We start from the raw sequence: 16,331 nt of genomic DNA, 5'->3' as shown, positions 1-16,331 counted from the left end.
CAGTTCGCCGTTATACTCGCGGCTCTGCTTTGGAGCCAGTATGAATTCGTTGCCGATCGATGAAGTTTTGCCAGCCCTGCGAGACGCCTTGGCGATGCGCCATGAAGCCGTGCTTGAAGCACCCCCCGGTGCCGGTAAAACCACCCGTGTTCCACTGGCCTTGTTGAATGAACCCTGGCTGGCCGGGCAAACCATTCTGATGCTTGAACCACGGCGGCTGGCGGCACGGGCGGCGGCGGAGCGTCTGGCCAGTGAGCTGGGTGAAAAGGTCGGGGAAACGGTCGGTTATCGGATCAGGCTGGACAGCAAGGTCGGCCCCGACACACGTATCGAAGTGGTCACCGAAGGCATTCTCACACGGCGCTTGCAGGACGATCCGGCGCTGGAAGGCGTGGGTCTGCTGATCTTTGACGAATTCCACGAGCGCAGTCTCGACGCCGATCTGGCACTGGCGCTGAGCCTGAATGGCCGCGAGCTGTTCCGCGAAGATCAACCGCTGAAAATCCTCTTGATGTCGGCTACGCTGGAAGGCGAGCGCCTCGCCGGGCTGCTCGATGACGCGCCGATCCTGCGCAGCGAAGGGCGCATGTACCCGGTTGCGATGCGCTGGGGCCGGCCTTTTCAGCCCGGTGAGTTCATCGAGCCGCGCGTGGTGCAGACCATTCTCGACGCGTTGAACGATGAAACCGGCAGCCTGCTGGTGTTCCTCCCGGGGCAAGCGGAGATCCGCCGTGTGCATCAGCAAGTGGCTGACGCTTTGGGCGAAAACACGCAAGTGTTGCTGTGCCCGTTACACGGCGAACTGGACCTCGCCGCGCAACGCGCCGCCATCGATCCTGCGCCGGCAGGCAAGCGCAAAGTGGTGCTGGCGACCAATATTGCCGAGACCAGCCTGACCATCGACGGCGTGCGCGTGGTGATCGATGCCGGGCTGGCACGGGTGCCGCGTTTTGATCCGGGTAGCGGCATGACCCGTCTGGATACCCAGCGCATCTCCAGGGCTAGCGCCACACAGCGCGCCGGTCGGGCAGGGCGGTTGGAGCCGGGTGTTTGTTATCGCCTGTGGTCGCAGGATCAGCACGAACAACTGGCGGCGTACGCGAGTGCGGAAATTCTCTCGGCGGACCTGGCCGGACTGGCTTTGCAGCTGGGTCGCTGGGGCGTGACGCCAGGGCAATTGGTGTGGCTGGACATTCCGCCCGCGGCGGCTTACGCGCAGGCGCAGGACTTGCTGGATCGACTGGGCGCGCTCGACGGCGAGACGCTAAACCGTCACGGCCAGGCCATGGCTGAACTGCCGGCGCATCCGCGCATCGCCCACTTGCTGTTGCGTGGGCAGGCGCTGGGCCTGGCGCAGATGGCCTGCGACGTTGCGGCACTGCTGGGCGAGCGCGATATCTTGCGCGGGGCCGGCGCGGATCTGCACAGCCGACTGGTGCTGTTGTCGGGCGAAGAGCGCGCGGCGCGTGGTGCCCAAGGTGGCGTGCAGCGGGCCCGGCAACTGGCGCGGCAGTACCGCGGGTATCTGCGCGGCAAAGCGAGTTCGCCCGTCAGCGATCCTGATCATCCGCGCTGGCTCGGCGCGTTGCTGGCCTTGGCCTACCCGGATCGCGTCGCCCAGCAACGGCGGGCTGGCGGCGCAGAATATCGGCTGGCTAACGGCCGTGCGGCGTTGTTTGCCGAAGCCGACAGTTTGATGAAACAACCGTGGCTGGTGATTGCCGATCTGGGCAGTCGTCAGGGCCAGCGCGAGGAACGGATTTATCTGGCGACGGACTTCGATCCTGCGCTATTCGATTCGGTGCTGGCCGAGCAGGTGCGCGTGGTGGATCAACTGGACTGGGACGAGCGCGAAGGCGTGCTGCGCGCCGAGCGTCAGCGCAAGGTCGGGGAATTGATCCTCAGCCGCGAGCCGCTGACCGGTCTCGACGAAAGTGCGCGCAGTCAGGCACTGGTCGATCTGGTGCGACGCAAGGGGCTGGAGTTGTTGCCGTGGACGCCCGAGTTGCGTCAGTGGCAGGCGCGAGTGGCGCTGTTGCGGCAGCTGGATCTTGGCGGCAAGGGTGACAGTGAGTGGCCGGATGTCAGCGACGTCGCGCTGCTGAAAAATCTTGAGCATTGGCTGATGCCTTATCTGGGCAAAGTCTCGCGGCTCAGTCACTTCGGCAATCTCGACCTGTCGGGCATCATCCGTAATCTGCTGCCATGGCCGTTACCGCAGCGGCTGGACGAGCTGGCGCCGCAACATTTGAGCGTGCCGTCAGGTTCGTCTATTCGTCTGGATTACAGCGAACAACCGCCGATTCTCGCGGTGCGCCTGCAAGAGCTGTTTGGCCTGGCCGAGACGCCACGGATTGCCGGTGGCCGGCAGGTGGTGAAACTGCACTTGCTATCGCCTGCACGGCGGCCGGTGCAGGTGACGCAGGACTTGGCCAATTTCTGGCGCAGCACGTATGCCGAGGTGAAGAAGGATTTGAAGGGGCGGTATCCAAAGCATTATTGGCCGGATGATCCGTTGATAGCAGAGGCGACTGCGCGGATCAAACCGCGCAAGGCCTGACGGTTCCATGCACAGCGACGAGCGCTACGGAGCGGCCGGCAACAGAAACCGCGCAATCACCGGCAAATGATCGGAGATGCGCAAGGTATCGTCCTGCCGCACCATCGCTTCGACCCGTTTGATGCGCGGACTGTAGAACAGGTAGTCAACCGTGCGGTCCGGGCCGTTCAGGCCGGGATCATTCGGGTAATGCGTCAGCCACCGCGCGCGGTCGACGCCGCTGGCTTCGTTGTTGGTCGGAATCATCGGGTATTTGTCCCACAGCACATGCAATGCGCTGTCGGCGGAAAAGGGTGATCGTTGTTCGTCGCGCAGGCGTCGGTACTGGCCCAGCGGCAACAGATTGAAGTCACCGCCGATCAACCACGGCGTACCACGGCTTTCGAATTTGTCGATAACCTTGGCCGTGGCCCTCACTTGCGCCTCAAGCGTGTTATCGGGTTGGGTCGCGCGCTCCAGGTGCGTGTTGACCACGGCCATCTGGCCGCCCGTGCCGAACGGCAGGTAGGCCACCAGCAACGCATTTTTTGGCTCGAACTGGCGCCGAATGAAGCTGGCCGCAGGCATCGGCAATTGCAGGCGTTCGGCGTGAGCGATGCGGTAACGGCTCAGCGTTGCCAGTTGCCGACCGACGCTGCCGAAAATGTGCGGTTCAGGCACGAATTCGGCTTTCCAGTCGAACGCATAGGTGCTGCAGGGATAGAGGTCGGCCACCCTCTCTTGCAGCAATTTGAGCTGATGCTGGTAGTCGCTGGCCTTGGCGCCGTCGTCGAGTTCCTGCAGCAGCACGATGTCCGGCTGCTCGTCACGGATCACCCGCGCGACTTCATCGAGGCTGAAAGCCATGTCGGCGGGCGTGGGATTTTCGTCGGTGCCGGCGGCCAGGTCATTCCAGAACACATAGCGCTTGCCCGCCAGGTATTGAACATTCCAGGTCATCACTTTCAACGCCTGGCCGGGTACCAGCGTGGGGGCCTGAGCATTGCAGCCGACCGGTGCGGGTTCGTTGGCGTCGGGGCGCCAGGTCAGGTTGTAGATCAACAGGCCGGTCAGGCTGCTAACAATCAGCAAGGCCAGCAGGGTATGGCGCAGTAGGCGGGTCATGGCTCGGCTTATGGCGTTACAGAGATGACCGAGCATAACCGAGCCCCAACCGCATGCCCATCAATTAGCCGTCACGCCGCCCCTGTAGCCGCTGCCGAAGGCTGCGTCCGCGGCAGTCAGAGCGGCCGATCGATCTTCTCCGGCACGTCGCTGATCAGCATGAACAAGCGGAATAACACCACGCTGGTGAACAGTTGCAGAAAGCTCTGGGCGCTGTCGATCAGCAGTGCAATAACCGCATTTTGCGGCTCCGGGTACACCGTCAGCGTCGCGCCCTTGAGCAGCCACAACGGGCCCATCACGCAGAGAATGCACACCAGAATGCGCAGGAAATTGCCCCGTGTCAGGCGCAGGCTTTCCTTCATCGCCGCCAGCGGCGCCATGCCGCGCAGTACCAGCAAATATTCGCCGAACGCGAGTGTCACCATCAGCCAGATGCCCGGCAGAAAATACAGCGACAAGCCAATCAGAATCAGCAGCGTATTCAGCGCCGTCAGCAAGGCGAAACGCGGCCACAGGGTCGCGGACATCGCCAGCAAATCACGGTTGCGCGGCGTCTCGCCACGGCTGCGCGCATCGAGAAAGAGGATCAGCGCGGCGGTGTACAGCGGGTACACCAGCAGGCCGACAATGACGCTGATGCCGGGAAAACTGTCCGGCTCGGTTGACTGGTCGACCACTTGCTGCAGCACAGCTTCAGCGAACACCAGTGGCAGGCACAGCCGCACGATCTGGCCCAGATTGAGCTTGAAGAAATACAGGGAGTCACGCAGTACGTCGAACGGATTCATCAGTCGGTATCGCACATCACATTTGGTTACTCACTGTAACCGATCATGTGCTGTTGGAAGCAAACGTAAACGTTCGGTAAAGGCCATTGAAACATTCTGTATCAGCCCCATTACTGCAGAGCACCTTATCCACAATGGACAGGGGCAATGATTTTCCCGGCAATCTACGAGGTCGCCATGAACAGCGAAGAACAAACCCTGATCGATGGACTGTTTTCCCGGCTGCAACAGGCCGAAACGGATTCAGCCCCGCGTGACGCCCAGGCCGAGGCGCGGATCAAGGAACACATGGCTCGCCAACCTGCGGCGGGCTACTTCATGACCCAGACGGTGCTGGTGCAGGAGGCTGCGATCAAGAGCCTCGATGAACAAAACAAGCAACTGACCCGGCAAGTTCAGCAGTTGCAGACCGAACTGCAATCGGCCACGTCGCAATCACCAGCCCCGAGCGGCGGTGGCTTTTTATCGAGCATCTTCGGCGGCCATTCGCGTGACCCGCAGCCCGCGCCGACGCAAAGTGCACCGCCGACCAATAGCGGCTGGCGGGAACCGGGCCGAACCTCATTCAATGCTCAGCCGGCCCGGCAAAACTTTGGTGCAGCACCGCCTCAGCAAAGCTACACCCAGCCAAACGCTGCTCAGCAACAACCGGGCGGCGGCAGTTTCATGGGCGGCGCGTTGAGAACCGCTGCCGGCGTGGCCGGTGGTGTGATGCTGGCGCAGGGTATCAGTAGCCTGTTTCATCACGATCAGCAGCCGGAAGTGGTCGAAGTGATCAAGGAAGAACCGGCGCAGGTGAGCGATCAGAATGACGGCGGCAATGGCTGGGGCGATGACGAAAGGGTGGCCGATAACACCGGCGATCAGGGCGGATTCACCGACGCCGATTACAGCGACGACAGCTCGTCGTTCTTTGGTGACGACGACGATTCCTTCGTCTGACGCGTCATTCGTCCGGAGCGCCACGGCGCTCCGGGCCGATTTTTCGCGGAACATTCCTTCAGGCTGTCATACTGGGCGACTTTTCGGGCCTGGTGCCTGATTCCGCCCGCGCCTCTGTGCGCAATGAGGAACTCCGGTGAAAAAAATTGCAGTGTTCGCCGATGTGCAAAACCTCTATTACACCGTGCGTCAGGCTTATGGTTGTCATTTCAACTATGCCGCTTTGTGGGCAGACATCAGCCAGCAAGGACAGATTGTCGAGGCGTACGCCTACGCCATCGATCGCGGTGACAGCAAGCAGCAGCAGTTCCAGCAGATCCTGCGCAATCTCGGCTTCACCGTGAAGCTCAAGCCTTACATCCAGCGCAGCGACGGCTCGGCCAAGGGCGACTGGGACGTGGGTATCACCCTCGATATCATGGACGCTGCCGACCACGTCGACGAAATCGTGCTGGCTTCCGGCGACGGCGATTTTGACATGCTGCTGGAGCGCATCATCGCCAAGCACGGGGTACAAGCGGTCGCTTATGGTGTGCCGGGACTGACCGCCAATTCACTGATCCGCGCGGCCAGCCGTTACGTGCCGATCGAAGGCACGCTGCTGCTCAAGAATTGATTTTTACGGAGTTGAAACAGGTTTGGAACGCATAGCAGTCATCGACTTTGAAACCACCGGTATCTCCCCGAGCAGCAGTTGCCGGGCCACGGAAATTGCCGTGGTGATCCTTGAACAGGGACGCATTGTCGAGCGTTACCAGAGCCTGATGAATGCGGGCGTGCGCGTACCAGCCTTCATCGAGCAACTCACCGGTATCAGCAACGCCATGCTGCGCACCGCACCACCGGCAGAGCGGGTGATGAACGAGGTCAACGAGTTCGTCGGCTGCACGCCGCTGCTCGCGCACAATGCCGCGTTCGACCAGAAGTTCTGGGATTTTGAGTTGGGCCGGATCAAACGGACGCGGTTGCAGAATTTTGCCTGCTCGCTGCTCCTGGCCCGCCGACTGATGCCGGCGGCACCCAATCACAAACTCGGCACGCTGACGACCTTCGCGCAGTTGCCCCACACCGGCAAGGCTCACCGGGCTATGGCCGATGCCGAAATGGCAGCCAACCTGACGGCGCATCTGGCGCAGGAACTGCGGCAGACGCATGGCTTGCGCGAGCTGTCGCATGATTTGCTGGTGAGCCTGCAGAAAGTGCCGGCGGCCAAAATCACCGACCACCTCAAGCGCCATCGCGGGTTCTGATAACAGCTCCTACAGGGTCCCCTATAGCTTTCTCGGGAAAGCTATTTCCCATTGCCTTCCAGCTGCCCCAACGGCACGCGCTTCTCTATCGCGCTCGACAACACAATCGACGTTTTGCTGAAGCCGAACTTGGCAATCCGGTTGATCAACTCCTCCAGCTCCGGCATCGATCCCACTGCGGCCTGCATAATCACGCACGGATCGCCTGTCACCCGATGGCACTCGGTCAACTGCGGGATATTGATCAGGTCGTCGTAGGCTTTCTGATTGCCGTGCTGATTCAGTCGCAGTTCGATCACGCATTGAATCGGCAAGCCCAGCTTGGCCATATCGACTTTCGCCTGGTACCCGGTGATCACCCCGCACGCTTCGAGTTTGGCAACGCGCTCGGCCACGGCCGGAGCGGACAGGTTCACTTTGCGTGCAAGGTCGGCGTAGGACGCACGACCGTTTTCCAGCAGAGCGCCGAGGAGCATGCGGTCGTATTTGTCCATGGTCCGATTCCTGAAAAATGAGTGACTTTCGAAAGTACGGTTTATAACGATGATCTCCGTGATTTGAAAAGTGTACCGGCGGTATAAACAGGTTTTGTAACTTATTTTTCGCCGTTGGCCTTCTTAGAATAGTCGTTCAAATGTCCTGTCTGCGAGCTGCCCCATGCCTGGCCCACGTCGCTTTCCCTTGCCGTTGATCGCTGCTTTCTTCGCGCTGTACGTGATATGGGGCTCGACTTACCTGGTGATCCGCATCGGGGTGGAATACTGGCCGCCGTTGTTGCTGGCCGGTGTTCGTTTCGTGATCGCGGGAACGCTGATGTACGCCTTCCTGCGCTGGCGCGGTGCTCCGGCGCCGACCTGGGCGCAATGGAAAGCGGCGGGGATCATCGGGATCTTGTTGCTCACGTGTGGTAATGGAGCGGTGAGTGTGGCCGAACATACCGGCGTGGCCTCCGGCGTCGCGGCGCTGGCTGTGGCCACCGTGCCGTTGTTTACCTTGCTCTGCGGATATTTCTGGGGCGCGCGTAATACCCGTCTCGAGTGGGCCGGAATTGCGCTCGGCCTGATCGGCATCGGCATGCTCAACCTTGGTTCCAATCTGCAGTCGAGTCCGTTCGGCGCCGCGTTGCTGATATTCGCCGCGGCGGCGTGGGCGTTCGGTTCGGTGTGGAGCAAGCACTTGCCGTTGCCGCAAGGCGCGATGGCCAGTGCCGTGGAAATGCTGGTCGGCGGCGTGGCGCTATTGATTGGCAGCGCGCTGAGCGGAGAACACATGGAGACGCTGCCGCCGATCGAGGGCTGGGCAGCACTGGCTTACCTGACGTTCTTCGGTTCGATCATTGCCTTCAACGCGTACATGTACCTGCTGAAAAACGTGCGTCCGGCGGCGGCGACCAGTTATGCCTACGTCAACCCGGCCGTGGCGGTGTTGTTGGGGATTGTGTTTGTCGGCGAGACCATCGGTATCGAGGAAGCGTTGGCCATGCTGGTGATCATCAGCGCCGTGGTCTTGATCGGCTTGCCGCAATGGCGTCGGCCTGCACAGAAGCCGGCTGCCGTGGTGCAGACAGAATCGAGCGTGAATTAGGGTAAACTGCGCGCCATTGCACACTTGTTGGCACCCACTTGTTGGCACCCACTTGTGGCACCCGCGCTGAATTTTTCCCTACGGTAATCCCATGACTTTCGCCACCCTTGGCCTGATCGAACCCTTGCTGCGCTCCCTCGAGACGCTCGGCTACCAGACCCCGACGCCGGTTCAGGCGCAAGCCATTCCAGCGGTGCTGGCCGGTCGCGACCTGATGGCCGCGGCCCAGACCGGCACCGGCAAGACGGCCGGTTTTGCCCTGCCGCTCCTGCAATTGTTGGCCATGGAAGGGCCGAAAGTCACTGCCAATTCGGTGCGTGCATTGATTCTGGTGCCGACCCGCGAACTGGCCGAACAGGTTCACGAAGCCGTTCGCCAATACGCCGAGAACCTGCCGCTGAGCACGTACGCGGTGTACGGCGGCGTCAGCATCAACCCGCAGATGATGAAACTGCGCAAAGGTGTTGACGTGCTGGTGGCGACCCCGGGTCGTTTGCTCGACCTGTTCCGTCAGAACGCACTGAAGTTCAATCAGCTGCAGACCCTGGTGCTGGATGAAGCGGATCGCATGCTCGATTTGGGCTTTTCCGAAGAACTGGGAAACATCTACAAGGCGCTGCCGAAAAAACGTCAGACGTTGTTGTTCTCGGCGACCTTCTCCGACGCGATCCGCACGCTGGCCGGGCAGATGCTCAACGACCCGCTGAGTATCGAAGTCAGCCCGCGCAACGTGGCGGCCAACACCGTCAAGCAATGGGTGGTGACGGTAGACAAGAAACGCAAGCCGGAGCTGTTCATCCATTTGCTGCGCAAGGGCAAGTGGAAACAGGTGCTGGTGTTCGTCAAGACCCGTAATGGTGTTGACGCGCTGGTGGAGAAACTTCAGGGCCTGGGCGTTAACGCCGATGGCATTCACGGTGACAAACCGCAGGCGACCCGTCAGCGTGCGCTTGATCGTTTCAAGGCCAGTGAAGTGCAGATTCTGGTGGCGACCGACGTCGCAGCCCGTGGTCTGGATATCGAAGATTTGCCGTTGGTGGTCAACTTCGATCTGCCGATTGTGGCTGAGGACTACATCCACCGTATCGGTCGTACTGGCCGAGCGGGTGCGACCGGGCAGGCCATTTCGCTGGTGTGCGCTGATGAGGTGAACCTGCTTTCAGCCATCGAGACGCTGACCCGTCAGACGTTGCCCCGGCAGATGGAGCATGACTTCGAGCCTGAACATCGTGTACCGGATACCGACGCCAGCGGTCAGGTGGTGAAGAAGCCGAAGAAACCGAAAAAGCCGAAAACCTCGAGTGGCGGTAAACGCAATCTGGGTAAGTGGGTAGAAAGCGGGGATGCTTCGGCGCCGGAACCTTCGATCAAGCCTGTGCGAAAAGTGCCGGTATTCAATACCGGCCCGCGCAAGAAGAAGCCGTGAAGGCAGCTGTAAGTTATAAGCTGCAAGCGTCAAGCTAGAAGCGGTTGGCTTGAGGCTTGGGCTTGAGGCTTGAGGCTTAAAGCTTGTAGCTTGTAGCTTAATATTTTCCCCTCACCCACTCCACCATCCCCAATCCCGCCGCCCGCCCACTGGCGAAACATGCCGTCAGCAGATACCCGCCGGTCGGCGCTTCCCAATCCAGCATTTCCCCTGCGCAGAACACGCCCGGCATCTGCTTGAGCATCAAACGTTCATCCAGCGACTCGAACAACACGCCCCCGGCGGTGCTGATGGCCTCATCCAACGGACGAGCCTTCACGAGCGTCAGGGGCAATGCCTTGATCGCTCGGGCCAGTAATGCCGCATCTGCGAAGCGTTCTGCTGGTGTCAGTTCGCGCAACAAGGCAGCTTTCACACCATCAAGCCCCAACTGACTGTGCAGATGTTTGGACACGGAACGCGAGCCGCGCGGTTTGCTCAAGGCGTGCTCGACTTTATCCACAGGCCGGCCGGGCAGCAGATCGATATGGATTGTCGCGCTGCCATGCACGTTGATGGCTTCACGAATCGGTGCCGACAGGGCGTAGATCAAGCTGCCTTCAATCCCGGTTGCTGTGATCACGCATTCCCCAAGCCGAGGAATGTCGTCATTGAGACCGATCGCGATATTTTTCAGCGGCGCGCCGGCGAATTTGCTGACCATCAGTTCGCTCCAGCCCTGCACCTCGAAGCCACAATTGCTCGGTTGCAGCGGCGCCAGTCCTACACCCCGCTTCTCCAATGCCAACATCCACGCACCGTCCGAACCGAGGCGCGACCAGCTGCCGCCACCGAGGGCCAGCAACGTTGCATCCGGCGTCAGCATTTTCTGACCTTCCGGGCTCGCTACAACAAGACTGCCATCGATGTTCCAGCCCAACCAGCGATGGCGGGTGTGGATAACTACGCCGCTGTCACGCAGGCGTTTGAGCCAGGCACGTAACAGCGGCGCTGCTTTCATGTCAGTAGGAAATACCCGGCCGGAACTGCCGACAAAGGTTTCAATACCCAATTGATGAATCCATTGGCACAGTGCGTCGGCGCCGAATGAACGAAGCAGCGGTGCAATCTGCGGCGCGCGTGCGGCGTAGCGTGAGAGAAATGCCGGGTAGGCTTCGGAATGAGTGATGTTCATGCCGCCGACGCCGGCAAGCAGGAACTTGCGACCGACTGAAGGCATGCCGTCGTACAGATCGACCTGCATTCCCGCCTGGCTCAACACTTCGGCGGCCATCAGGCCGGCAGGGCCGCCACCGATAATGGCAACGTGAGGGGGAAGGGAGGTCGAAGGCTGGGTCATGGGATGCGCTGCGGTCTGGCGGGATTAAGCCGCGCATTCTAGCAGCACGCCTTCGCGGTGGGAGCGGGCTGAGGCGTGACCTCAAACCCGTTGGTCAAAAAACAACCACCGCGCTACAGCCTTCATCTCGCAAGCCCCGCAGCCTCTTTCACTCAGGTTATCCACAGGCAGCTCCACAGCCATTGTGAATAAAGCATCCACAGCTCAATGACAACCTGATGAATCCCACACCCTTTGCGCACTGTGATGCAGGATGCCATGGCGTCGCGCCAGCGCTTTGCGGTCCTTGCTGTAGCCACCGCCAATCACGCCGACCACCGGGATATCACGGCCGAGGCAATGCCGCATCACGCTTTCATCACGTGCCGCCACACCTTGGTCTGTCAGCTTCAGGTAACCGAGCGCGTCATCCTTGTGCACGTCGACACCGGCGTCGTACAACACCAGGTCAGGTTGATAGAGCGGCAGTAAGTAGTTGAGCGCATCGTCGACCACCTTCAAGTAGTCCGCGTCGCCCATGCCCATCGGCAAAGGAATATCCCAGTCACTTTCAGCCTTGCGTGCAGGAAAATTCTTCTCGCAATGCAGGGAAACGGTCACGGCCTCCGGCGTGTTGTGCAGGATTCTCGCAGTCCCGTCCCCCTGATGCACATCACAGTCGAAGATCAGCACTCGGTTCACACGGCCGCTTTCCAGCAGGAAATGACTGATCACTGCCAGATCGTTAAATATGCAGAACCCGGCAGGGTGGTCGTAATGCGCATGATGAGTGCCTCCGGCCAGATGACAGGCCAGGCCGTGTCTCAGCGCATGTTCCGCCGCCAGCAGCGAACCGCCGACCGCTCGCACCGTTCGCCGCGCCAGCGCTTCGCTCCAGGGCAGGCCGAGACGCCGCTGGTCTTCGCGAGACAACTCTCCGCCCATATAACGTTCGATATACGCAGGGTCATGGGCGAGGGCGAGAATGTCTGGCGGGCACAGTTGCGGGCGCAGCAGGTCGGCGTCCCGGGTCAGGCCGCTGTCTACCAGGTGATCGCGCAGCAGACGAAATTTATCCATGGGGAAGCGGTGATCGGTCGGGAATTCGGGGCTGTAGTCATCGTGATAGATCAGCGGCAATGGCATGGTTTTTTATAACGGAAGGCGGGTAGGGATGAGTGAAGGATCCTACCAGCGATCCAGACTTGTGACATGGAATGGGGAGGGTAAATGGAGCCGATACTGGAATTGGAAAGTGCGCGATTGCTGTTGCGCCAGTGGCGCGATGAAGATCTGCCGACGTTTGCGGCGATGTGCGCTGACCCGCAAGTGATGCGTTATTTTCCCGCACCGTTGAGTCGCCTGGAAAGTGCGTCGCTGATCGGACGCGTGCGCGGCCATTTCGCTGAACACGGTTTCGGCCTGTGGGCCCTGCAGCGCAAGGACACGGGCGCATTTATCGGTTTCACAGGCCTGGGAGTGGTCGGTTTCAACGCGCCGTTCACCCCTGCCATCGAGATCGGCTGGCGCCTGGCCCGCGAGCACTGGGGTTTGGGTTATGCCAGCGAGGCGGCGTGGACCGCTCTGCGCTGCGGGTTTGATCGCATGGCACTGGAAGAGGTGGTGTCGTTCACTGCGCAATCCAATCTGCCCTCGGAGAAAGTCATGCAGGCCATCGGCATGCACCATGACCCGGCCGACGACTTCGAGCACCCCAAACTCCCGGCCGATCACCCGCTGCGCCATCATATTCTCTATCGAATCAGCCGCGAACAATGGCTGCAAACCTTGCATGGCTAAGCGCGTGCGTACGTTTACAATGGCGCCCGTGTGGCTCCGGCCAGAAACCGAATCGACCGCCGCAGCCAAGACTGCGCGGCACTGCGTTGTGTGAGGAGAGTCTGAATGAGCCAAGTGTTGGATGATCTGGTCGACTTGCTGACCCTGGAACCGATCGAAGAAAACCTGTTCCGCGGGCGCAGTCAGGACCTGGGGTTCCGTCAGTTGTTCGGCGGCCAGGTCGTCGGTCAGTCGCTGTCGGCGGCCAGTCAGACGGTGGAAGAAGCGCGTCACGTGCATTCCATGCACGGCTATTTTTTGCGTCCGGGCGATTCCGCATTGCCCGTGGTGTATCAGGTTGACCGGGTGCGTGACGGCGGCAGTTTCAGCACGCGCCGGGTGACGGCGATTCAGAAAGGCCAGCCGATTTTCACCTGCAGCGCCTCGTTTCAGTACGACGAAAAAGGCTTCGAGCATCAGGCGCAAATGCCGACAGTGGTCGGCCCGGAAAATCTGCCCTCGGAACTGGAGCTCATGCAACAGCGTGCGCACCTGATCCCGGAAAACATGCGGGAAAAGTTTCTCTGCCCTAAACCGATCGAATTCCGTCCGGTCACCGAGAAAGATCCTTACAACCCGCAGCCGTCAGATCCGGTCAAGTACGTCTGGTTTCGCGCCGACGGCGCCTTGGCCGATACCCCGGCGCTGCATAAATACCTGATGGCTTACGCCTCGGATTTCGGTCTGTTGACCACGTCGATGCAGCCGCATGGCAAGTCGGTTTGGCAGAAAGACATGCAGGTCGCCAGCCTTGACCACTCGCTGTGGTTCCATGCGGATCTGCGCGCGGATGACTGGTTGCTCTATGCGATGGACAGCCCGTGGGCCGGCAACTCCCGAGGATTTACCCGTGGCAGCGTATTCAATCGCGCGGGGCAACTGGTCGCCTCCGTGACCCAGGAAGGTCTGATTCGTCATCGCAAGGATTGGGCATGAGTCTGGCCGATGTGCGGCATTGGGTGTTCGACATGGACGGCACCCTCACGGTTGCCGTGCACGACTTTGCGGCGATTCGCGTGGCATTGGCGATCCCTGCCGAAGACGACATCCTGACCCATCTCGCGGCGTTGCCCGCTGAAGAAGCAGCCGCCAAACATGCCTGGCTGCTGGAGCATGAGCGTGACCTGGCACTGGGTTCAAAACCGGCGCCCGGTGCGGTGGAACTGGTGCGTGAACTGGCGGCGCGGGGCTATCGTCTGGGAATTCTGACGCGCAATGCCCGTGAGCTGGCGCACGTTACGCTTGAGGCGATCGGCCTGGCCGATTGTTTCGCGGTCGAGGATGTACTGGGTCGCGACGAAGCGCCGCCGAAGCCGCACCCAGGCGGTTTGTTGAAGCTGGCTGAAGCCTGGGACGTGCCGACAGATGAGATGGTGATGGTCGGTGATTACCGCTTTGATCTGGATTGCGGTCGTGCCGCGGGGGCGCGGACGGTGTTGGTGAATCTGCCGGATAATCCATGGCCGGAATTGACGGACTGGCATGCGGTGGATTGTGCGGCGCTGCAGCGGATGCTGATGGCTTGAGGGCCCCATCGCGAGCAAGCTCGCTTCCCACATTGGACCTTCAGTAGTCGCAGATTGCGCGTCTGATCCAAAACCCTGTGGGAGCGAGCCTGCTCGCGATAGCGTCAGACCAGTCACCGAAACCTCACTGCCTGAAAATAGCTGTCTGCCCCTCCGCCGAATTAAACATCCCATCCCGATCATGCCCGACCCCGGGCACTTCAATCAGTTGCTGCCGCAACCCTTGCGGATGCAACCGCTTCAAATAGCCAAAATAATTGCGCCCCCGAACCAATCGGTTCGCACCCTGGGCCTGCGCTTCGCAATGCTTGTCCAGCGCCGGATGATTGGGGTCATCGTCTTGCTGTCCCAGCAGATAAACGATGTCACGCTGCGCGTACCTGGCCTTCAGTTGCTCGGGCGATTGTCCTTGCGCATAGGGGGGCAAATCCGACAACCCGTACTTCCAGCGATTGTAATCCGGGCAGCCGGCGTGGCTGAACGCCACCGGGCGACGCTCATCGAAGTACGCGTATGACGACGGGTTGGCAACCACGTAGCGGATCAGCACCCCGGCCGACTGAAGCTCTGGCTGATCGTGCGCCAGCAGTGCATATCGCTGAACCACCTGAGCACCGCCGGAATGCCCGGCGATGACAATCTGCTTCACATCGGGAAACTGTCGACGGTCGCCCACGCGGGCGATGATTTCGTCGAGTGCAGCGAAAGAGCTCAGCGCAAATGGTGCGGTGGACAAGCCTCCGGCCATCCAGTCATTGCCTTGCCAGCGCAACACTGTGTCGGCCACGGGGTGGCGTGCAACATCGGTTTCATTGAGGAACTGCGGCGCGATCACCAATGTGTTCGCGCTCTGTCCGGCCCGTTCAACAGCGCGTTCCGCGCTTTGGCGGTAGGTGTCGGCATTGCGTAGCCGGCCGTGGAGGATGATCAGCACGCGTTCGATTTTCGTCGGCGCGGGGCTGATGCTCACGACCATTTCGCCGGATTTCAATAGCAGGCGTCCGGGGCCGATCTGTTCGACGCCTTGCTCGGCAGCCTGCGTCATTGGGAACACGCACAGCAACATCCACAGCCACTTGGTCATTTACAGGTTTTTCGCCGCGAAGGTATCGCACTGGCCGACCTGGCCTTGCGCAAATCCGATTTTGAACCAGCGCACCCTTTGCGCCGACGAGCCATGGGTGAACGAGTCCGGCACTACGCGGCCCTGACCCTGCTGTTGCAAACGGTCGTCGCCAATGGCGTTGGCGGCGTTCAGCGCTTCTTCAATGTCACCGGGCTCCAGCCAGTTCAAACGCTGTTGCGCGTTGTGCGCCCAGACACCGGCCAGGCAATCGGCCTGCAGTTCCTGACGCACCAACAATCCACCGTCGCCTTCCATCTGGCGACCTTGTTGACGCGCTGCCTGAATTTTCGCCGAGACGCCGAGCAAGGTCTGCACGTGGTGTCCGACTTCATGCGCGATGACGTAGGCCTGAGCGAAATCACCCGCGGCCGAGAAACGCTGGGACATCTCCTGGAAAAAACTCGTGTCCAGGTAGACTTTCTGGTCCGCCGGGCAATAGAACGGCCCCGTCGCCGACGTCGCCAGACCACATGCCGAATTGACCCGGCCACTGAACATCACTAGTGTTGGCTCTTTGTATTGGCGTCCGGACTGCTGAAAAATCTGGCCCCAGGTGTCTTCCGTATCGCCAAGGATCGAGCGGACGAATTCGGCCCCCTCGTCGTTGGCCGGCGGTGCCTGGCGGGTTTGCGTCGATGCGGGGGCGGATTGTTCGCTCATCTGTCCGGTGAGCTGCCCGAGGATCTGCATCGGGTCCTGCCCGGTGATCAAGCCGAAGCCGACTATCAAAACGATCGCCGTCAGGCTCAGACCTTTCCCACCGCCGAAGCGCATCCCGCCACCGCCGCCCCCCTCGCCCCGGGCATCAACCACGTTGTCGCTGCGTCGACCTTTTTTCCATAGCATGTGGGAATCCTCTGATTAA

16 protein-coding genes are annotated in these 16,331 nt (G+C 60.8%); 9 read left to right on the top strand and 7 right to left on the bottom strand.

What is annotated here, in order from left to right; all coding sequences use genetic code 11:
• The first annotated feature begins 40 nt into the window (after positions 1 to 40).
• Positions 41 to 2,560 (top strand): ATP-dependent helicase HrpB, encoded by a 2,520-nt coding sequence (hrpB, locus tag ACYZT1_RS21675; protein WP_462016643.1) that lies wholly within the window; start codon positions 41 to 43, stop codon positions 2,558 to 2,560.
• A 24-nt stretch (positions 2,561 to 2,584) separates the two neighbouring features.
• Here hrpB and ACYZT1_RS21670 read toward each other — a convergent pair whose 3' ends face one another.
• Both ACYZT1_RS21670 and ACYZT1_RS21665 read right to left on the bottom strand, forming a co-directional pair.
• On the bottom strand, positions 2,585 to 3,664 hold the full coding sequence (locus ACYZT1_RS21670; RefSeq protein WP_462016642.1) for an endonuclease/exonuclease/phosphatase family protein: 1,080 nt from the start codon (positions 3,662 to 3,664) through the stop codon (positions 2,585 to 2,587).
• Positions 3,665 to 3,780: 116 nt separating this feature from the next.
• Positions 3,781 to 4,455, bottom strand: a complete 675-nt coding sequence (locus ACYZT1_RS21665; protein ID WP_462016641.1) for a YciC family protein — start codon at positions 4,453 to 4,455, stop codon at positions 3,781 to 3,783.
• Positions 4,456 to 4,632: 177 nt separating this feature from the next.
• Between ACYZT1_RS21665 and ACYZT1_RS21660 the strand changes: the two genes are divergently transcribed.
• The 3 genes from ACYZT1_RS21660 (at position 4,633) to ACYZT1_RS21650 (ending at position 6,647) form a co-directional block, all read left to right on the top strand.
• Positions 4,633 to 5,397, top strand: coding sequence for a DUF2076 domain-containing protein (locus ACYZT1_RS21660; RefSeq protein ID WP_462019301.1), 765 nt, complete (start codon positions 4,633 to 4,635; stop codon positions 5,395 to 5,397).
• A gap of 136 nt (positions 5,398 to 5,533) precedes the next feature.
• Positions 5,534 to 6,013, top strand: coding sequence for a LabA-like NYN domain-containing protein (locus ACYZT1_RS21655; protein WP_462016640.1), 480 nt, complete (start codon positions 5,534 to 5,536; stop codon positions 6,011 to 6,013).
• Between the two features lie 22 nt (positions 6,014 to 6,035).
• A complete protein-coding gene (locus ACYZT1_RS21650; protein ID WP_150579157.1) occupies positions 6,036 to 6,647 on the top strand; it encodes a 3'-5' exonuclease in 612 nt (203 codons plus the stop codon).
• A gap of 41 nt (positions 6,648 to 6,688) precedes the next feature.
• On the opposite strand, the gene ACYZT1_RS21645 is transcribed toward ACYZT1_RS21650, so the two are convergent.
• On the bottom strand, positions 6,689 to 7,141 hold the full coding sequence (locus ACYZT1_RS21645; RefSeq protein WP_462016639.1) for an Lrp/AsnC family transcriptional regulator: 453 nt from the start codon (positions 7,139 to 7,141) through the stop codon (positions 6,689 to 6,691).
• 163 nt (positions 7,142 to 7,304) lie between these two features.
• On the opposite strand from ACYZT1_RS21645, the gene yedA reads away from it, so the two are divergent.
• Both yedA and ACYZT1_RS21635 read left to right on the top strand, forming a co-directional pair.
• Positions 7,305 to 8,231 (top strand): drug/metabolite exporter YedA, encoded by a 927-nt coding sequence (gene yedA, locus ACYZT1_RS21640; protein ID WP_462016638.1) that lies wholly within the window; start codon positions 7,305 to 7,307, stop codon positions 8,229 to 8,231.
• Between the two features lie 91 nt (positions 8,232 to 8,322).
• The gene (locus tag ACYZT1_RS21635) at positions 8,323 to 9,657 is read left to right on the top strand and encodes a DEAD/DEAH box helicase (protein ID WP_462016637.1); all 1,335 of its coding nucleotides are present in this window, start codon (positions 8,323 to 8,325) and stop codon (positions 9,655 to 9,657) included.
• A 97-nt stretch (positions 9,658 to 9,754) separates the two neighbouring features.
• On the opposite strand, the gene ACYZT1_RS21630 is transcribed toward ACYZT1_RS21635, so the two are convergent.
• Both ACYZT1_RS21630 and ACYZT1_RS21625 read right to left on the bottom strand, forming a co-directional pair.
• Positions 9,755 to 10,996 (bottom strand): TIGR03862 family flavoprotein, encoded by a 1,242-nt coding sequence (locus ACYZT1_RS21630; RefSeq protein ID WP_462016636.1) that lies wholly within the window; start codon positions 10,994 to 10,996, stop codon positions 9,755 to 9,757.
• Positions 10,997 to 11,200: 204 nt separating this feature from the next.
• A complete protein-coding gene (locus ACYZT1_RS21625; RefSeq protein WP_462016635.1) occupies positions 11,201 to 12,121 on the bottom strand; it encodes a histone deacetylase family protein in 921 nt (306 codons plus the stop codon).
• 84 nt (positions 12,122 to 12,205) lie between these two features.
• Here ACYZT1_RS21625 and ACYZT1_RS21620 point away from each other — a divergent pair, with 84 nt between their 5' ends.
• The 3 genes from ACYZT1_RS21620 (at position 12,206) to ACYZT1_RS21610 (ending at position 14,340) form a co-directional block, all read left to right on the top strand.
• A complete protein-coding gene (locus ACYZT1_RS21620) occupies positions 12,206 to 12,775 on the top strand; it encodes a GNAT family N-acetyltransferase (RefSeq protein WP_462016634.1) in 570 nt (189 codons plus the stop codon).
• 105 nt (positions 12,776 to 12,880) lie between these two features.
• Positions 12,881 to 13,750: an acyl-CoA thioesterase II gene (gene tesB, locus ACYZT1_RS21615; protein WP_462016633.1), complete on the top strand. Its 870-nt coding sequence runs from the start codon at positions 12,881 to 12,883 to the stop codon at positions 13,748 to 13,750.
• Positions 13,747 to 14,340, top strand: coding sequence for an HAD family hydrolase (locus tag ACYZT1_RS21610; protein WP_462016632.1), 594 nt, complete (start codon positions 13,747 to 13,749; stop codon positions 14,338 to 14,340). The genes tesB and ACYZT1_RS21610 overlap by 4 nt, the downstream gene beginning before the upstream one ends.
• Before the next feature lie 124 nt (positions 14,341 to 14,464).
• On the opposite strand, the gene ACYZT1_RS21605 is transcribed toward ACYZT1_RS21610, so the two are convergent.
• Both ACYZT1_RS21605 and ypfJ read right to left on the bottom strand, forming a co-directional pair.
• The gene (locus ACYZT1_RS21605; RefSeq protein WP_462016631.1) at positions 14,465 to 15,424 is read right to left on the bottom strand and encodes an alpha/beta hydrolase; all 960 of its coding nucleotides are present in this window, start codon (positions 15,422 to 15,424) and stop codon (positions 14,465 to 14,467) included.
• Positions 15,425 to 16,312, bottom strand: coding sequence for a KPN_02809 family neutral zinc metallopeptidase (ypfJ, locus tag ACYZT1_RS21600; RefSeq protein WP_462016630.1), 888 nt, complete (start codon positions 16,310 to 16,312; stop codon positions 15,425 to 15,427). It lies immediately after the preceding gene.
• Positions 16,313 to 16,331 lie beyond the last annotated feature (19 nt).

The organism is Pseudomonas sp. PB3P13, assembly GCF_054897735.1.
The sequence above is the reverse complement of the archived record's forward strand: the minus strand, read 5'-3'. Positions and strand labels throughout refer to the sequence as shown.